The 16031-nt window shown below is 55.4% G+C and carries 18 protein-coding genes; 2 read left to right on the forward strand and 16 right to left on the reverse strand.

Annotation, left to right across the window (positions count from 1 at the left end; genetic code table 11):
* Nucleotides 1-49: 49 nt before the first annotated feature.
* The 15 genes from BCV73_RS19485 to spoVAC all read right to left on the reverse strand — a co-directional run bounded on the left by BCV73_RS19485 (nt 50) and on the right by spoVAC (nt 12921).
* Nucleotides 50-817: a class I SAM-dependent DNA methyltransferase gene (locus BCV73_RS19485; protein ID WP_089548254.1), complete on the reverse strand. Its 768-nt coding sequence runs from the start codon at nt 815-817 to the stop codon at nt 50-52.
* Nucleotides 818-865: 48 nt separating this feature from the next.
* Nucleotides 866-1786: a CvfB family protein gene (locus BCV73_RS19490; RefSeq protein WP_089548255.1), complete on the reverse strand. Its 921-nt coding sequence runs from the start codon at nt 1784-1786 to the stop codon at nt 866-868.
* Nucleotides 1783-2130 carry a ribosome silencing factor gene (rsfS, locus tag BCV73_RS19495; RefSeq protein ID WP_076169738.1) on the reverse strand — a complete coding sequence of 116 codons (348 nt, stop codon included), beginning with the start codon at nt 2128-2130 and terminating at the stop codon, nt 1783-1785. Before rsfS ends, BCV73_RS19490 begins: the two co-directional genes overlap by 4 nt.
* On the reverse strand, nt 2127-2705 hold the full coding sequence (yqeK, locus tag BCV73_RS19500) for a bis(5'-nucleosyl)-tetraphosphatase (symmetrical) YqeK (protein ID WP_076169737.1): 579 nt from the start codon (nt 2703-2705) through the stop codon (nt 2127-2129). Before yqeK ends, rsfS begins: the two co-directional genes overlap by 4 nt.
* A complete protein-coding gene (gene nadD, locus BCV73_RS19505) occupies nt 2677-3279 on the reverse strand; it encodes a nicotinate-nucleotide adenylyltransferase (protein WP_089548256.1) in 603 nt (200 codons plus the stop codon). Before nadD ends, yqeK begins: the two co-directional genes overlap by 29 nt.
* Nucleotides 3280-3294: 15 nt before the next feature.
* The gene (gene yhbY, locus BCV73_RS19510) at nt 3295-3585 is read right to left on the reverse strand and encodes a ribosome assembly RNA-binding protein YhbY (protein WP_076169735.1); all 291 of its coding nucleotides are present in this window, start codon (nt 3583-3585) and stop codon (nt 3295-3297) included.
* 42 nt (nt 3586-3627) lie between these two features.
* Nucleotides 3628-4500, reverse strand: coding sequence for a shikimate dehydrogenase (locus BCV73_RS19515; protein ID WP_089548257.1), 873 nt, complete (start codon nt 4498-4500; stop codon nt 3628-3630).
* A 55-nt stretch (nt 4501-4555) separates the two neighbouring features.
* Nucleotides 4556-5683, reverse strand: coding sequence for a ribosome biogenesis GTPase YqeH (gene yqeH / locus BCV73_RS19520; RefSeq protein WP_089548258.1), 1128 nt, complete (start codon nt 5681-5683; stop codon nt 4556-4558).
* Nucleotides 5680-6207 (reverse strand): YqeG family HAD IIIA-type phosphatase, encoded by a 528-nt coding sequence (locus BCV73_RS19525; RefSeq protein WP_076169732.1) that lies wholly within the window; start codon nt 6205-6207, stop codon nt 5680-5682. Before BCV73_RS19525 ends, yqeH begins: the two co-directional genes overlap by 4 nt.
* A gap of 119 nt (nt 6208-6326) precedes the next feature.
* Nucleotides 6327-8558, reverse strand: coding sequence for a transglutaminase TgpA family protein (locus tag BCV73_RS19530; RefSeq protein WP_256992909.1), 2232 nt, complete (start codon nt 8556-8558; stop codon nt 6327-6329).
* Nucleotides 8555-9799 (reverse strand): DUF58 domain-containing protein, encoded by a 1245-nt coding sequence (locus BCV73_RS19535; RefSeq protein WP_089550325.1) that lies wholly within the window; start codon nt 9797-9799, stop codon nt 8555-8557. Before BCV73_RS19535 ends, BCV73_RS19530 begins: the two co-directional genes overlap by 4 nt.
* 3 nt (nt 9800-9802) lie before the next feature.
* On the reverse strand, nt 9803-10759 hold the full coding sequence (locus tag BCV73_RS19540; protein ID WP_089548259.1) for an AAA family ATPase: 957 nt from the start codon (nt 10757-10759) through the stop codon (nt 9803-9805).
* A 285-nt stretch (nt 10760-11044) separates the two neighbouring features.
* Complete coding sequence (spoVAE, locus tag BCV73_RS19545; RefSeq protein WP_076169729.1) at nt 11045-11395, reverse strand: stage V sporulation protein AE; 351 nt, start codon at nt 11393-11395, stop codon at nt 11045-11047.
* 3 nt (nt 11396-11398) lie between these two features.
* Entirely contained in the window at nt 11399-12421 is a 1023-nt protein-coding gene (gene spoVAD, locus BCV73_RS19550) for a stage V sporulation protein AD (protein ID WP_089548260.1), read from the reverse strand.
* On the reverse strand, nt 12418-12921 hold the full coding sequence (gene spoVAC, locus BCV73_RS19555) for a stage V sporulation protein AC (protein ID WP_076169727.1): 504 nt from the start codon (nt 12919-12921) through the stop codon (nt 12418-12420). The genes spoVAD and spoVAC overlap by 4 nt, the downstream gene beginning before the upstream one ends.
* A 511-nt stretch (nt 12922-13432) precedes the next feature.
* On the opposite strand from spoVAC, the gene BCV73_RS19565 reads away from it, so the two are divergent.
* Nucleotides 13433-14506, forward strand: a complete 1074-nt coding sequence (locus BCV73_RS19565; RefSeq protein ID WP_089548262.1) for a M42 family metallopeptidase — start codon at nt 13433-13435, stop codon at nt 14504-14506.
* Between the two features lie 158 nt (nt 14507-14664).
* Here the strand turns inward: BCV73_RS19565 and BCV73_RS19570 are convergent, their stop codons facing one another.
* A complete protein-coding gene (locus BCV73_RS19570) occupies nt 14665-15246 on the reverse strand; it encodes an NADPH-dependent FMN reductase (protein WP_089548263.1) in 582 nt (193 codons plus the stop codon).
* Between the two features lie 222 nt (nt 15247-15468).
* Here BCV73_RS19570 and BCV73_RS19575 point away from each other — a divergent pair, with 222 nt between their 5' ends.
* Nucleotides 15469-15822: a LytTR family transcriptional regulator DNA-binding domain-containing protein gene (locus BCV73_RS19575; protein ID WP_076169723.1), complete on the forward strand. Its 354-nt coding sequence runs from the start codon at nt 15469-15471 to the stop codon at nt 15820-15822.
* Nucleotides 15823-16031 lie beyond the last annotated feature (209 nt).

The raw sequence follows: 16031 nt of genomic DNA on the forward strand, positions 1-16031 counted from the left end.
TCCTCTCCAATATAGACCAGATGCTTTGCAAGGACATGATATTCTCAGCCTATTTGACCGCGACGAAAAACAGCCGCTGCGCCTCGTCGTCCGCTTCCACCCACTCAAAGTCGGCATACGTCTGCACGTCCCGGAATCCGGCCTTGAGCAGTTCGCTCTTCATCCATTTCGGATCATAGCCCCGCTGCACGTGCACTTCTTCAAAGCGGCGGTACAAATCGCTGTCTTCTTCCTTCGCAAAGATGCTCAAATGATGCTCGATTTCGCACCGCGGCGCGTCCAGGTCGCAGGTCCAGATGTACGAAACCGACTTGTCGTCCCATACAAACGGCTGCTCCTCGTCATAGCGGATGATCGTATTCGGATGATGCACGTCAAACACGAAGATCCCCTTTTCCTTCAGCCCATTGTAGGTCTGTCTAAAGGTAGCGACGATATCGGCCTCTTCCAGCAGGTAACTGATGCAGTCGCAAAATGAAATGACCGCATCGACGGGCTCGGGCAGCTCCCAGGCACGCATATCCTGCTGCACCCAGCGGATGGAGCCCTCCCGGAACAGCCGGCTGCCCTGCGGCGTCTTCTCCATCTTCCGCCTTGCTACGGACAGCATGTCCGCCGACAGGTCGATCCCTGTCACTTCGAACCCCGAGTTCACAAGCGGAATCGTGATGCTGCCCGTGCCGCATCCCAGTTCTACCACACTTTTCGGCATGCCGTATTTTTCCCAGGCCTGTCGTGCAAACCTGAGCCAATCGGGATACGGCATATCTTCCATCAGTTCATCGTAAACATATGCAAATTTTCTGTAAGAGGACATGATGACACCGCACTTTCTGTTAACGTTCCGAAAATCCTCCCAGCCCTGTTAGGACGGATCGGCGTTCCCGCCCGTTTCCGGTTTGGAACTTTCCGGCTGAACCAGATAAGTCCAGTTCTCCTTCTGCGTGATAAGACCTTCCTTCATCAATTTGCCGAGTGCGCGCTTGAATGCCGACTTGCTGATGCCGAAGCGCTGCTTGATAATGTCCGGAGGCGTCGCATCCGAATACGGCATGCCTCCGTTCGGACGTTCCTTCAGGAACGCCAGCAGGCGGTCGGCATCCAAATCCCGGCCAACTTCCTTGCGCTGCGCCATGGACAGGTTGACACGTCCGTCTTCACGAATGTGGCTGACCCGCACCTGCAGCTCTTCGCCCAGACGCAGCATGCGGGTTCGCTCCGAGGAGTGGATCATGCCGATGGCACCGAAGCCGAGCACTCCCCCGTCCACGATTACAAACGTTCCCATCTGCAGCGGGCGGTACACCGTGGCGGTGAACCACTGGTTTACCCAGGACTGCGGCGCCTGGAACGTATGCTGCGATAGTTCCTGTTCGCCGGCCAGCTTCGCGCGCAGCCGTCCCTGCTTGTCATGCTCCATAATGACGAACACCGAGTCCCCGACCCGTGGATGAAGCTCTCTCAGTTCGGGCAGCTCGCGGATCGGCAGCAGCAGCTGACGGCCTAGCCCCATCTCGAGAAAGCATCCCAGCCTTGGATGCACGTCCGCCACAACCAGCTTCGCCATCTCGCCCAAGGTCAAATACGGCTTTTTCATCGTTGCCGCCAGCCGGTCTTCCGTATCGTAAAAAATAAACACTTCCACGCGATCTCCCGGCTCGATCTTCCGGGTCAGCTCCGTGTAATGGAGCAGAACATCTTGTCCGCCAGCATCGAGAAAATAGCCGTAAGGCGATACTTCGCGCATCACCTCATAGGTTTGAATCGTTCCTGCAATCGGACTCATACCGTTTCCACGACCTTGGCATCCGACCACAGGCGTTCGATGTTGTAATAATCCCGTTCATCCCGGTGGAAAATGTGCACGATCACGTCGCCCAGGTCCATCAGCACCCAGCGTGCGGAATCCATTCCTTCCACACCGCGGATTTCGAGGCCTGCTTCATGCACGCGCTTGCGGATTTCGGTCGCGATGGATTGGACCTGGGTATCCGAATTCCCGTGACAGATGACGAAATAATCGGAAATGAGGGAAATCCCCCGCAGGTCGAGCGCCACGACGTTCATGGCCTTTTTATCTTCAGCGGCAGCCACGGCCAGATTTAACAATTCTTCAGGTTTCAAGGTCATACATTCGCCTCCAACTGTTTAATAAGATCATTGCGGGCAAATACGGTCAGCGGGTAAATGATCTGACGGCGGGAGATGAGCAGGCTGATCGTGGAGTCCAGTCCGGCGATCAATCCCTCTTCAAGGCTATGGTTGGCCAGTTCCCGGATATTATTCACGCCCGGAAAATCCCTTCCCGGTTCGATGTAATCCGCCAGGCACACGACCTTGTCCAGCAGGGTCATGCCGATGCGGCCGGAGGTATGATACCGGATCGCATCCAAAATTTCAGGATCGGTAATCCCGTAATCCCGTTCCGCTACAAACGCACCTACTTCGGCATGCCAGAGCGGTTTATCGTAAAACAGCAGATCCTTGGACAGATCGTTTTCCTTAATGATCGCTTCCATTTGCTTCACGGGCCAGTATTTGGCCACGTCGTGCAGAATCGCCGCCGTTTCGGCCTTAACAGGGTCCGCTCCGTAACGCTCCGCAAGCATGACGGCGGATTGCATCACGCCTTCTGTGTGCTTCCAGCGCATGGCCGGCATTTGTCCGGACACGGCTTTAATCAGTTCTTCGCGGCTGAATGCCATACATTCCCCTCCTTCTGATATAGTCGTAGACACTGTCTGTCACCATATAACGAATGGAGTGTCCGGTGGCCAGTCTTTCCCGGATTTCGGTCGACGAGATGTCCACCTGGGGCATGTCGGCCAGTAGAATTTTTCCCTTCAAATAAGCGGGGAGCGCGTCCAAGTTCAGCGTGGAGCCCGGACGCCCGACACCGATAAAGCTCATCAGCTCCACCAGTTCCTCGATGCCCTCCCACTTCGGCAAATAATTGACCATATCGGCCCCGATGATGAAATGAAATTCGATGTTGTCAAACGAGCTGCGGATTTCCTTGACCGTGTCGATCGTATAAGAAACCCCGCCTCTTCTGATTTCGATATCGAGGGTCCGAAAGCAGGGATGGTCCGCAATCGCTTCAGCGACCATGCCGAGACGCTGTTCGCCAGTAGCTCCCGCCTGTTCCTTATGGGGCGGAATATGACTGGGCATAAACCAAACCTCGTCCAGTCCGAACGTGTCCCGGGCCGCCTCGGCAGCGAGCAGATGTCCGATGTGGATCGGATCAAAGGTACCTCCCATGATACCTACCTTCATGCTGATCCCTCCCGCTTATGGCAATTCAATCTGCTTATGATCTTTGGATTCTTTATATAAAATAATCGTGCTGCCGATCACCTGCACCAGTTCAGAGCCCGATTTTTCGGCCAATTCCTCGGCGATTTCGTGCTTGTCTTCCAAGCAGTTGTTGAGAATGCTGACCTTCATCAGCTCCCTCTTCTCAATGGCCTCGACGATATGACGGATTAACTGGTCGTTCGTTCCGCCCTTGCCGACTTGAAAAATCGGGTCCAAATGATGCGCCTGGGACCGGAGATAGCGTTTTTGCTTACCTGTTAACATAAAATGTCAAAACTCCTTAATCTTCAATGTACTATTCAATAATCATGATTCCTTCATACTGGCCAGAACCGCGCTGCGCATCGCCTCTACCGGGGCGGGCAGTCCGGTCCAATACTCCAGGGCAAAGGCTCCCTGATACACAAACATCCCGAGACCGCTGTGAATGACGCAGCCCTTCTTCTCGCTGTCAGCGAGCAGCCGGGTCTTCAGCGGATTATAGATCAGGTCGCTGACCACGATTCCCGGAGGAATCCCCTCGGAATCTAGCGGTGTTCCGTCCGTATGCGGATGCATGCCGACCGATGTCGTATTAATGATTACATCTACTTCGCCTAGAATGGCCGGAATGCCGTCCATGGCCATCCCGCGAATGTCCGCCAGCGCTTTCCATTCAGCCGCCAGCGCCTCGGCTTTATCGGCCGTCCGGTTGGCGACATAAATCCGGTCCGGATGCTCCAGCGTCAGGGCGTATACGATACCGCGAGCGGCACCTCCGGCTCCGAGCACCAGAATGCTTTTGCCTTTCAGCTCGGCAATCGCTTCTTCCTTCAGGGAACGGACATAACCTATACCGTCTGTATTATACCCCGTGAGGTAGCCTCCGTCATTCACGATCGTGTTGACGGCTCCGATCTTCAAGGCCGTTTCGTCCAGCTCGTTCAGGAACGGAATAACCTCCAGCTTGTGCGGAATCGTGACGTTGATTCCCCGAAAGCCAAGCGCCTTGATGCCTTCCAGCGCCTTTCCGACCTGCTCCCGCGATACGCGCATCGGAACATAGGCGCCCGGGATGCCGAGTGCGGCCAGCGCCGCCTTATGCATCACGGGCGATTTGGAATGGGCGATCGGATCCCCGATGACGCCCAGCAGCAGCTCCCCTGTATGTTTCAGTAACTCCGGTTTAGCCAAATTCATGGTTTCCCCTTTCCCTGCTCTCACCTGTCAGCTCTTGCAACGTTCAAAGGCAGCGTCAGATTAAAGAAGGTCTTGCCAGCACCTTGACTCCCCGCGGCGCATGAATAGCGCACAGGGCTCCCTGATCGCTGTTCACTTTAACCCAGCCCAATCCGGAGACGAACAGATCCAAGCGCATACCGCGCTTGATGCGGAATTCATGCCTTGTCCATTCCGGCAGCTTCCCGATGTTCTCCCGGTTCGGCGGGGACAGCAATTCTCCGGCATGCTCCGCGTACAGCTCATCGGCACGCTCCAGCTTGGTGCGGTGTATGCCTACGCGGCTGCCGACAAAGCAGGTAAACGACTGGCGCTCGCCCTGAATAAAGTCAAACCGTGCCATGGCTCCGAAAAACAGCGTCTGTCCTTCGTTCAGCTGGTACACGGCCGGCTTCAACGGGTTGTCCGGCATGACGGCGCCCAGGTCCTCACGAGTGACGAGCTCACTGTAGCGCCAAGGGTATACGATCCCCGGCGTGTCGATAATAAAGCGGCCGTCGTCGAGCGGAATGTTGACCATATCCAGGGTCGTTCCCGGATAACGCGATACGGTCAACTCCTGCTCCAAATCGCTGTAATCCCGGATCAGCCGGTTGATCAGCGTCGATTTGCCGACATTGGTCGCCCCTACCACATAAACGTCGCGGTCCCCGCGATACGAGGCAACCGTGTCCAGCAGGCGGTCGAAGCCCTGATTTTTCTTGGCGCTGCAAAGGACGATTTCTTCTGTCTTGAGGCCGTGCTCCTTGCATTGTTTCTGCACCCAGTTAAGCACCTTATTCCAGTTCGTCACTTTAGGCAGAAGGTCGATTTTGTTCACGGCGAGAATGACCGGATTGTTACCGACAAACCGCTGCAAGCCTGAAATGAGGCTTCCTTCAAAATCGAACAGATCTACAATATGAATAACGAGCGCGTTCTTCCCGCCGATTTGGCTGAGCAGACGCAGGAATTCATCCTGGTCGACGGCAACGGAAGAAGCCTCGTTGTAGTTTTTAATCCGGAAGCAGCGCTGGCAGATGACCGGATCCCGGTCCATCGCTTTCTCCGGGGTATACCCCGGTAGCTCGGGCTGTTCCGTTTGGATAGCAATCCCGCAGCCGCTGCATTTTACGGCTTGACTGCCGTCTATCGGGTCTTTCATTGTTGGTGTTCCTCCTCCAGCCATAATCCCTTTTTCCGCAATCGTGCGAGCGCAATTTTCTCCAGACGCCGGTTCATGCGCGTACCCCAACCTTCATCCTGAATGGATATCGGGAGCACCAGCACGGTAAACAGGCCGAGCCGGTTGCCGCCGTACACATCGGTCAGCATCTGGTCGCCGACCACGATCGTCTCCTCGCTCTTCAGGCCCATCATCTGCATGGCTTTCCGGAAAGGCGCGTTCGACGGCTTGCGGGCTTCATGGACAAACCGGATATCCAGCGGGGTGGCAAAAGTCGATACCCTCGCCATTTGGTTATTGGACACGATGACAAGCTGAAACCCTGCCTTTTTCACCTTTTCGAACCAGGCGATCAGCTCGGGGGTGGCCAAGGGAGCCTTGGCACCGACCAGCGTATTGTCCAGATCCGTGATGATTCCACGGAATCCCTGCGAGTACAGCCGCTCCAAATCCAGATCAAACACCGTTTTTACCTTCATTTTCGGGATAAGCATTTCAAACAAATTGATGTCACCTCAGTTTCATAGGACAAACTATACCATAATCTGCGTAGTTAGTAAAAAACTTATGTTCGGGCGAAACAAAAAAGAAAACGCCCGGAGGGCGCCTTCTAAAAAGTCCATCACGCTGCATTCTTCGGTATCTTTTTCATCGCAGCTTTCAATTCCTTCGCATGGGCATGGACGCTTCTCCATTCCGATTCCGACACCGATGAAGGGCTGTAGCGCGCCTTCTCGAACAGCTGCAGCAGGGGCTCCAGGAAGGATCCGAGCGCCGGGGACCGTCCTTCCCAGCGGCTGACCGACTCCCGGAGCGTTTCGTCCGCGCCGCGTTTGAGTCCTCTTCGGCGCAGCTCCTTGATCCACCGTTCGGTCATGACAATGACCTTCTGGTCGGGAGACAGCTTCTGTCCCGTACGAAGCCGGAGCCATCCGAACCGGAGCTGGAGCCGATTCCGCCACAGCACATACACTGCAAATGCTGCAAGGAAGAGGAGGGAAGCGCCGTATACGATTTGCACCACTGGTCCGCGATCCTGGCCTTGCGCTGCCTGTTGCGGCGCCTGTTCAGGCTGGTCCTCCTCCACTTCCGGCAGTTTCTCCGGCTCGGCCGGATCTTGCGCCTGGGCGTCATGCGTGAGCAGCGGCATGCTGAAGCCGGGGGTCGCTTCCACCGGAATCCAGCCGTACGGCCCGAAATAGACCTCGGCCCACGAATGCGCATCGGCATTGGTCACCGTATACACGCCGGAGTCCGAGGTGCCCTGTACGCCTTGGACCTGCACGTCGGCGCTGCTTCCCTGCACCTGGCCGGGAGCGTACCCTTTGACCCACCGCGCCGGGATGCCGAGGGAACGGGCCATCATCACCATCGAAGTCGAGAAATAATCGCAGTATCCTTCCTTGATTTCAAACAGGAAGCTGTCCACGAAATCGTCGCTGACCTTTTTGGATAAGTCGGGCTCGTTTGTATATGTGTAATTCGTTGTTAAATAGTTTTGAAGCAGACCGATCTTTTCATACGGCGTTGCTCCGGAAGCCGTCACTTCTTCCGCAAGGTCGCGGACCCGCTTAGGAAAATTGTTCGGCACCTGCAGATAGGCATCCTCGGTCCCTTGGGAGCTGTACAGGTCGGCGAACGACTTCTGGCGGATTTCATCCTCCGAAACGACCGGAACCTCGGACACCACCGTGTAGGTTTTCGGATAACGGTCCCGCTTTGACTCGGCGGTCCAGCGAAGCTCCGACTGGGAACTGTTCCAGCGGAGGCTGCCTGTATTTTTCCCGTCATCGATAAGCTCTACTTTGGACAGGTTATACGCACCGAACAAAACGGGGTACTGATTGTCGCTCAGCATCGTAACCGTCTGTTTTACCGTCATCGAATCGCCGGCGGTTGGTCCATCTCCGGAAAGCTTCGTATCCGCCGTCACCTCATCGGTCTCCCTGCCGGAATTGCGCTCGTCCCCCCAGCCGCTGCCGGTATACAGCCTGCGGGTCTCCCCGCGCCAATAGCTTCGCTGGTCGGAGCTGATTTCCATCACCGGCGTGTAGTCAAAGTTGAACCCGCCGCCGAGTTTGGTATCATTGCGGCTGTATCCCGAGGAAGTCCGCAGCACCGATTCGGCCGGATCCCCGTCAATGCCTGCCGTTGCAGCCGTCTCGCCTTGGACGACCCAAGCCGTATAGGGATCGGTCAAGGACGGCGGCACTTCCGGCATGTTAACACCGACGGCAAACACGAGCGAAAAAATGACCGCTACGTTCAGCAGCATTTTTAGCGGGTACTGCCGAAGATAGCGCCAGCCATGCGGGTATTTCTGCTGGAAGCGGCGGAAATGTTCGCTGACCAGCCAGCCGAGCGCCGCAAACACCGTCCAGGCGACTTCCTTCCATAAATCGTACACGGTGAAGGAATCCAGTATGGAGAACGCCACGATCAGCATGCCTGTGAACACGAGGATTCTGCGCTGATTGTTGACCAGCTTGGCGCTGAGCAGCAGCAGAATCCAAGCGCCTACGGCAAAACCGAGGTACGGCAGCGCGTTGCCCGTAAACTGCTGAATCCGGTTCGGCAGACTTCCTGCCGGAAAGTAAATCCAGTACGCGATCATCTCCCGGTGAATGATGTACAGCACGGCGATGCCTTCCAGCGCGTACCGGTAAATGCTTTTGATTGGCAGCAAAATTTCGATCGCCGTGATGACCGTCACGCTGATGATGACGATGGCCGTCGTCTCGCTGTACCAAATGTTGTTCATAAAATAAATCCACTGCAGCGCCATAATCCACAACCACACCAGGGATAAGGTGCGGAAAAACGAAGTGCGCAGCGAATACAGCCAGTTGATCAAACCCTTCCACCCCCTAATGCGGCCGGCAGCTCACTCAGCGATTGAATGCTGCACGCAAAAGTTCCGCGGGAAGCAAGCATCGCTCCCCAGCCTTCTATGCCCTTTTCTCGTCCTGAGCTGATCCGGATATGCGAAGAGCTCATACCCCGGGTTTCAGCCCAGCGCAGAATGTCGAGCACCTGCTGGCCGCTGGCCGGTGAAATGAAAACGAGGAAGGCCCCCGCCGGAAGAAACCGTGCGTTCTGCTCCAGCTTCGGGAGCAGCTTACCGTAACCGTCGGCGGACAGGTCCACCAGATGATGCATCATCCGCTGGCGGTCTCCCTGCACGCTGCTTGGCGGAAACAATTTGAATGCGTCGCCGAGGGTAGCGAGGCCCATGTTCATTCTGCCGCGCCCGCCATACTCGAGCAGGGAAGCCGCTGTGGAAACAGCCAGCTCAAACTGCGCGTCGGAGCCGTAGTGAGCCTTCGTGGCGTCCAGCAGAAGCATCGTTTTCGGAACGGAATCGTACTCGAATTCCTTGGATTTCCACTGTCCGGTCTTCGCCGTAGCGTTCCAGTGAATCCGGGAAATCCGGTCCCCGTACACATAATCGCGGACGCCGTTAATCTGGGTCGTTTCTTTGCGTGAAGCTGCCGAGGCGGTTTGCGGCCCCGCAAGCGGGGAATTCCGGTCGAACAGCTTCCAGGTGGGGATAAACACGGTCCGGGGCATCACGCGAAACTGGCCGGGCACATGAAAACGGCCTTTATGCTCGATAAAACCGAAAATATCCTCGCTGACACATTCCGTTTCGGTAAAATAGTATCTTCCCCGCTCCAGCGGCGGCGTCTGGAACATCAGGGTACCGCTGCCTCTGTAATTGGGAATGACGCTTTCCTCAAACGACCAGGAATCTCCGTTATGCCGCTTCATGACTTCACGGATGATGATGTATGGCATCGGCAGAAATCCCGGAATCGAAAAATGGAGCCTGACCTTGATCTGCTCGCCGGCGTGAAGCACGGTGCCTTGTCCCCTTTCGGTGGACAGCTGGCGCGTTCCCCGCGTCAGCCGGACGCCGCTGATGCCAAGCACGATCAAATACAGCACGATGACGCTGATCATGACAAACAGCATCAGGGACGTCTTGCCCCCCTGAAACAGAACATAGAACAGGCTGGCGACCCATACGAGCAGTACGGCCCAATACCTCGGGGTTTTGAGTCCGGATCGGATACCGGTTAACAGCCTTGTCATCATTTATCGCTCCATCGCTACAGGCACATGCACCTGCTGAAGGATGTTTTTCAGCACGGATTCCGGACTTACGTTGTCCAGCCGGGACTCCGGGCGAAGGATGATGCGGTGGGCGAGAACATAAGGAGCGAGCGTCTTAATATCGTCCGGAAGGACGTACTCCCGCTGCTGCAGGAATGCAAACGCCTTGACCGCGTTCAGAAACGACAGGGAAGCGCGCGGGCTGGCTCCGAGCAGGACGGAGGCATGCTCCCGGGTACGGCGGACGATGCTCAGCAGATAGTCCGTCACCGCCTCGTCGATATAAATGCTGCGGATTTCATGCTGCATATCCGCGATCTGTTCCATGTTGGTCACCGGAGTCAGCCGGTCGACCGGCTGGCCCTGCTTGTGCTGGTACAGCAGGCTTTTTTCCGTGGCCGCGTCGGGGTAGCCGAGGCTGATCTTCATCATAAAACGGTCAAGCTGCGCTTCGGGCAGCATGTAAGTGCCTTCAAAGTCGATCGGGTTCTGGGTGGCGCACAGCATGAAGGGACGGGGAAGCTCATACGTTTCGCCGTCCACCGTCACGTTGCGCTCTTCCATGACCTCAAGCAGGGCCGACTGGGTCTTCGTCGTGGCCCGGTTAATTTCGTCAGCCAGCAGAATGTTGGTCATCACCGGACCCGGACGGAAGTAGAACCGCTCCTCGCGCGGATGAAATACGGAAACGCCGGTAATATCGCTCGGCAGAATGTCCGGGTTGCACTGGACACGCCGGTAATCGCCGCTCATGGACCGGGCGAGCGCCTTGATGAGCTGCGTCTTCCCCGTTCCGGGTACATCTTCGATCAAAACATGCCCTTCGGCCAGCAGAGCAGTTAGAAGGAGCTGTATTTCAAATGATTTTCCCAATATGCAAGATTCGAGATTGGATCTTACTGCTGCAATAATGTGAAGAAATTCGCTGCGTACGGGCATATCAGTTCCTCCTAGAATTCGTAATCAATGAACATGCTCGCAGATGCGTTCACTGGTAAATCGATAACATCGTAAAATAGCTGGATACATATAAGTATATATTTTACATTGTACATGAAGGAAGAACAGAAAGTATATTGGGCACATTTCCTAAAATCGTCGTATACCCCCACATACCCGCCGAAATGAACGGCAAAACACCCCGGAATACACAATTCCGGGGTGTTTATTCTGGCAACCCATTTTCAGTTCAAGCAAGGAAATGCAAACGGCGGATTGGTGGAATTACCCGCGGGGACGGACGAACAGCGCGGCGATAAACGAAAAGATAATCGCCGCCGATATCCCCGCGCTGGTGACCTCGAAGATGCCTGTCACAACCCCGATCCAGCCGTCCCTCTGAAGCTCCGACAGCGCTCCGTGAACAAGCGAGCTGCCGAAGCTGGTGATGGGAACGGAAGCGCCGGCACCGGCAAATTTGACGAGGGGATCGTACCAGCCGAGACCGTCAGCCACCGCTCCCGCCACCACCAGCGTGCTCATCGTATGCGCCGGCGTCATCTTGAACAAGTCCATCATGAGCTGGCCGATGACACAAATCAGACCGCCGATAATAAACGCCCATAAAAACTGCATTGGTTAATCCTCCATTTCCAGCGCTACGGCGTGGGCGATGCACGGAATGCTCTCTCCCTGCTGAACCGACAAGGGGGAGTGCAGCGAGCCGGTCGCCACGACCAGCACTTTATGTAATTCGCGTTGTAACATCCGTTTGACCAAATGGCCGTAGGTCACCGCCGCCGAGCAGCCGCAGCCGCTTCCTCCGGCCAGGACGGCCTTCTGCTTCTCACGGTTATAAATCATAAGCCCGCAATCGCCGAATTTCGTCTCGTCCATCTGGTAGCCTTCCTTCTCCAGCAGTTCCTTCGCAATCGGCAGACCGACCGAAGCCAGATCGCCGGTCACAATCAAGTCATAATAATCGGGAGACAGCCCCGTATCCCGGAAATGCGCGGCGATCGTATCGGCAGCGGCCGGCGCCATCGCGGCGCCCATATTGAACGGATCTTTGACCCCAAGGTCCATGATCCTGCCGATGGTCGCCCGGGCGATTCTCGGGCCGGTTTGGCCCTGCCCGCCTTTGGCGATAACGCCGCAGCCCGCCCCGGTGACCGTGTATTGGGCGGTCGGCGGCTTCTGCGAGCCGTATTCGGTCGGATACCGGAACTGCTTTTCGGCCGTGCAGTTATGGCTGCCCGTTCCGGCCATCACCCGTTCCGCGGCCCCTGTGTCGACCATCAGGGCGGAAATCGCCAGACTTTCCATGGACGTCGAGCAGGCCCCGAACACGCCCAGGTATGGCACGCCAAGCTTGCGGGCGGAGAACGTGCTGCTGATGATCTGGTTCATCAGATCCCCGCCAACATAGAACTGGATCTGTTCCTTGTCCAGTCCCGACTTGATGACGGCAAGCTGGGCGGCCTGCTCCAGCAGCCTCCGCTCCGCTTTCTCCCATGTTTTCTCATTGATTTCGAGATTGTCATACACATAATCGAAATCGGGAGACAGCGGACCTTGTCCCTCATCAGGACCGACGACGGCGGCGCTTCCGATCAGAACGGGCCTGGTGTCAAACTCCCAGGTCTGGCCGGTCAGCTTCATGGCTGATGCACTCCCTGGATGCCGAAGATGGCGTAGACGAGTCCCACGACGAAGGCGGCGACGGTTCCGAACACGATCACGGAGCCGGCGAGCTTGAACATGTTGGCCCCGACGCCAAGGACATAGCCTTCCGCTTTATGCTCAAGCGCCGCCGAGCACATGGAGTTGGCGAAGCCCGTAACCGGTACCGCCGTACCCGCTCCGGCCCATTGGGCGATTTTGTCGTACACGCCAAAGCTGGTCAGGATGACCGATATAATAATGAGCACCGCAACGGTCGGATTGCCCGCTTCTTTGACCGTCATGTCAAACCAGCTCATGAACGCCCGCTGAATCGCTTGTCCGATCAGACAGATCAAGCCGCCGACCACAAAAGCACTTACGCAGTTTTTGAATGTGCTGCGCGAAGGAGAATGCTTTTTGCTGATGGATTTATATTCCTCGGGCGTCAAGGAATCGATCTTGAATCCGGTTCCCCTGTTCTTCGTATTGGCAGGCATTACAGGCACCTCCTATTCATCATTCCTTTTCATTATTTGTCATTTGCAGGAGAGTTATGTATGTTATGCGGAGGCGGGCAGCAAACAGCGCCAGGCAGCCGGGCGCTAATATTTGAAACCTGGCGGCTGTTTAATGAGGGCTATCCATGGCAGGCGGATTATAATAAGAAGAGAAGCACAATGACCAGCAAAATCAACAATACGAGGATCAGGATGTTTTCTTGGCGGCGATCCATGTATATCGGTTCCATAACCAGGCTCCTTCCGGCTGACTTCAGGGCATCCGTCCAGAATATCCTATTCATCAGGTTCGCCATTTGTGCTTCTGCCCGCCGGACGTGGACATTCGGATCAAGTGGGTTCATACTAAGGAGTATATCCAACTGCATAGAATGAACTAAAGAAATGAATATTATAGGCCTCTTAAGGCCGTAATCACAGGAAGTTCGGTGCAAAACTTTGGTTCAATCTATATACATAACCACATTCATGATAAAGGAGATAAGGTTCGATGGATCAAAAAACGAAAGATATGTTCCGCAAGCTGACGGAATTCCCCGCAGCTTCCGGATTTGAAAAAGACCTGCGCGCATATTTCAAGGAGGCGGTGAACCCGTTCACGAACGAGTTCGTACAGGATCGCCTCGGCAGTCTGTTCGGCGTCCTCCGCGGGGATGAGAACGGCCCGAAAGTCATGGTGGCCGGCCATTTTGACGAGGTCGGTTTCCTTGTCACCGGCATTACCGAAGCCGGAATGGTGCGCTTTCAGCCGCTCGGCGGCTGGTGGAGCCAAGCCGTGCTCTCCCAGCGGCTGCAGATCATCACGCCAAACGGTCCGGTATTCGGGGTCGTCGGATCGACGCCGACCCACCTGCTGGACGAATCGCAGCGCAGTAAACCGGTGGATATCAAAGCCATGTACATCGACATCGGTGCGGATAACCGCGAGGAAGCCGAATCCTTCGGCATCCGTCCGGGGCTTCAGGTGCTGCCGGTCTGCGAATTTACGCCGCTGGCCAATCCGAAGAAAATCATGGCCAAAGCCTGGGACAACCGCTACGGGGTCGGCCTTGCAATCGAGCTGCTGGAGGCGCTCCACCAGGAGAAGCTGCCGAATACGCTGTACTGCGGCGCAACGGTTCAGGAAGAGCTGGGACTGCGCGGCGCGCGCACGTCGGCCAACCTCATCCAGCCGGATATTTTCTTCGCGCTGGATGCGAGCGCAGCCAACGATATGACCGGCGACAAGAGTGCCTTTGGCCATATCGGACAGGGAGCGCTGCTGCGCATATTCGACCCGACGATGATCACCCACCGCGGACTCGTGGAATATGTGCAGGATACGGCCGATACCCACAACATTAAGTATCAGTATTTCGTATCCCCTGGCGGCACGGACGCCGGGCAGGTGCATTTAAGCGGAATCGGTGTGCCGTCTACCGTCATCGGCATTTGTGCCCGCTACATTCATACGTCTTCGTCGATTATCCATACCGACGATTACGATGCAGCCAAGGAGCTGCTGACCAAACTGGTCAAAGGCCTCGACCGCACGACGCTGAACACCATTATCGAAAATGCCTGAAGCACGGCTCTCCCTCCGGCGGCGAAAGCTCATTGCTTGCTAAACAGCATGCTTCCCCGTCCGAAGTTCCGACACGGTAACACGAAAAAGCCTGCGCGCTCCAAATCTCAGAGTTGGAGCGTTGCAGGCTTTTGTATTTCGAAATGCGGTTATCTAACTTACCTGAACCCGTTCATACCATTTGCAGCTGCCTCTCGTACAGCCTCTTCCAGCTTCCCGAGCATGCCCTTCAGCCTCTCGTTCAGCTCTTCATCCTTAATCTCTCCGCCCCGAAGCTTCTGATTGAGGAAAGGTACGGTGAAAGAACCGCCCTCCACCAGGTCAGCCGTCATCATCCTAAGGGTCATCTGAAGGGACTCATGCGCCTTCTCTCCACCGGTTTCCATCGGCGATCCGCTGACGACAGCGACGGGCTTGTAGACGAATTCTCCGGACGATACCAGCCAGTCGAGCGCATTCTTCAGCACGCCGGGCACGCCATGGGCATATTCGGGGGTGCTGATGATCACACCGTCCGCCTGACGGATCGTGTCACGAAGCCGTACCACCGAAGGGGCCGGGTCGTCTCCATCCATATCCGGGTTAAAATGGGGCAGGTCTCCGATGCCTTCAAATATCGAAATCTCCATCGTTTCCGGCGCCAGCGGATAGAGGGCGTGAATCAGGCTCGTATTGGACGATTGTCTCCGGAGGCTTCCGGAAATCGCCGTGATCTTTATAGGACTTGAATTCAAAGGCATTCGTCCTTTCTCGGTTTGACATTGGCGGGCGGCCGCACTTATCGCAGCCGTCTATGACCATTGTGGCCGTAATGGAAAATTTGGTCAATACCGCGAGCGCTTTTGTCCAAGTTCACAAAAAAAATCATAAAATTCACAAATTTACTCTTATGCAGGACGAAAAAGTGTGGTAGAATGAAAGCGCTAACACTTTATCATCTTCTAAAAGGGGGCTTTGGTAAGATGACTTCATCCGACAAGGTGCTGCAGGAATATCATCAATTTGATCCGGTGACGGACGCGTTTTTCTTTAAGGTCGGCGGTCAGGGACAGGTTATTTTCCACGGCAGAAACTATATTATCAAGAAACGGTTAACCAGCCAGGAAATCTCCGCTTTGATCTCGCAGCCCAATTTTGTCCGAGCCGCATCCAACATCCATGTCAACGTGAATAAAATTACTTCCTTTGAAGGCAACGTCCTTCACTTCCGCGATGATTTTGCTTACCCCCGCACCATTTCCGTTTCCAAACGCATTTTGGAGCAGATTAAGAAACGGATGTCCAGCCCGCTGACGGATATGACGCTGAAGAAATAACACAAACCAGAATCAAGGGGTCATCACAGAAAAAGCAGCAGTTGGCCGGGCTTTCCGGACACTGCCGCTTTTTTTATATCCGAAAATATAAACTTCCTAGGCTAAACATCCTGATCTCGCAAATCATTTTCCGCTAAACGCGGTCTGGCTTCTTGGCATGTACGTTGATAGTCTTTATGATATTGCCCTATAAAAAGACGATTCGGACG

It is taken from the genome of Paenibacillus sp. SSG-1 (genome assembly GCF_002224835.1).
GTDB classification, from domain to species: Bacteria; Bacillota; Bacilli; order Paenibacillales; family Paenibacillaceae; genus Paenibacillus_AQ; species Paenibacillus_AQ favisporus.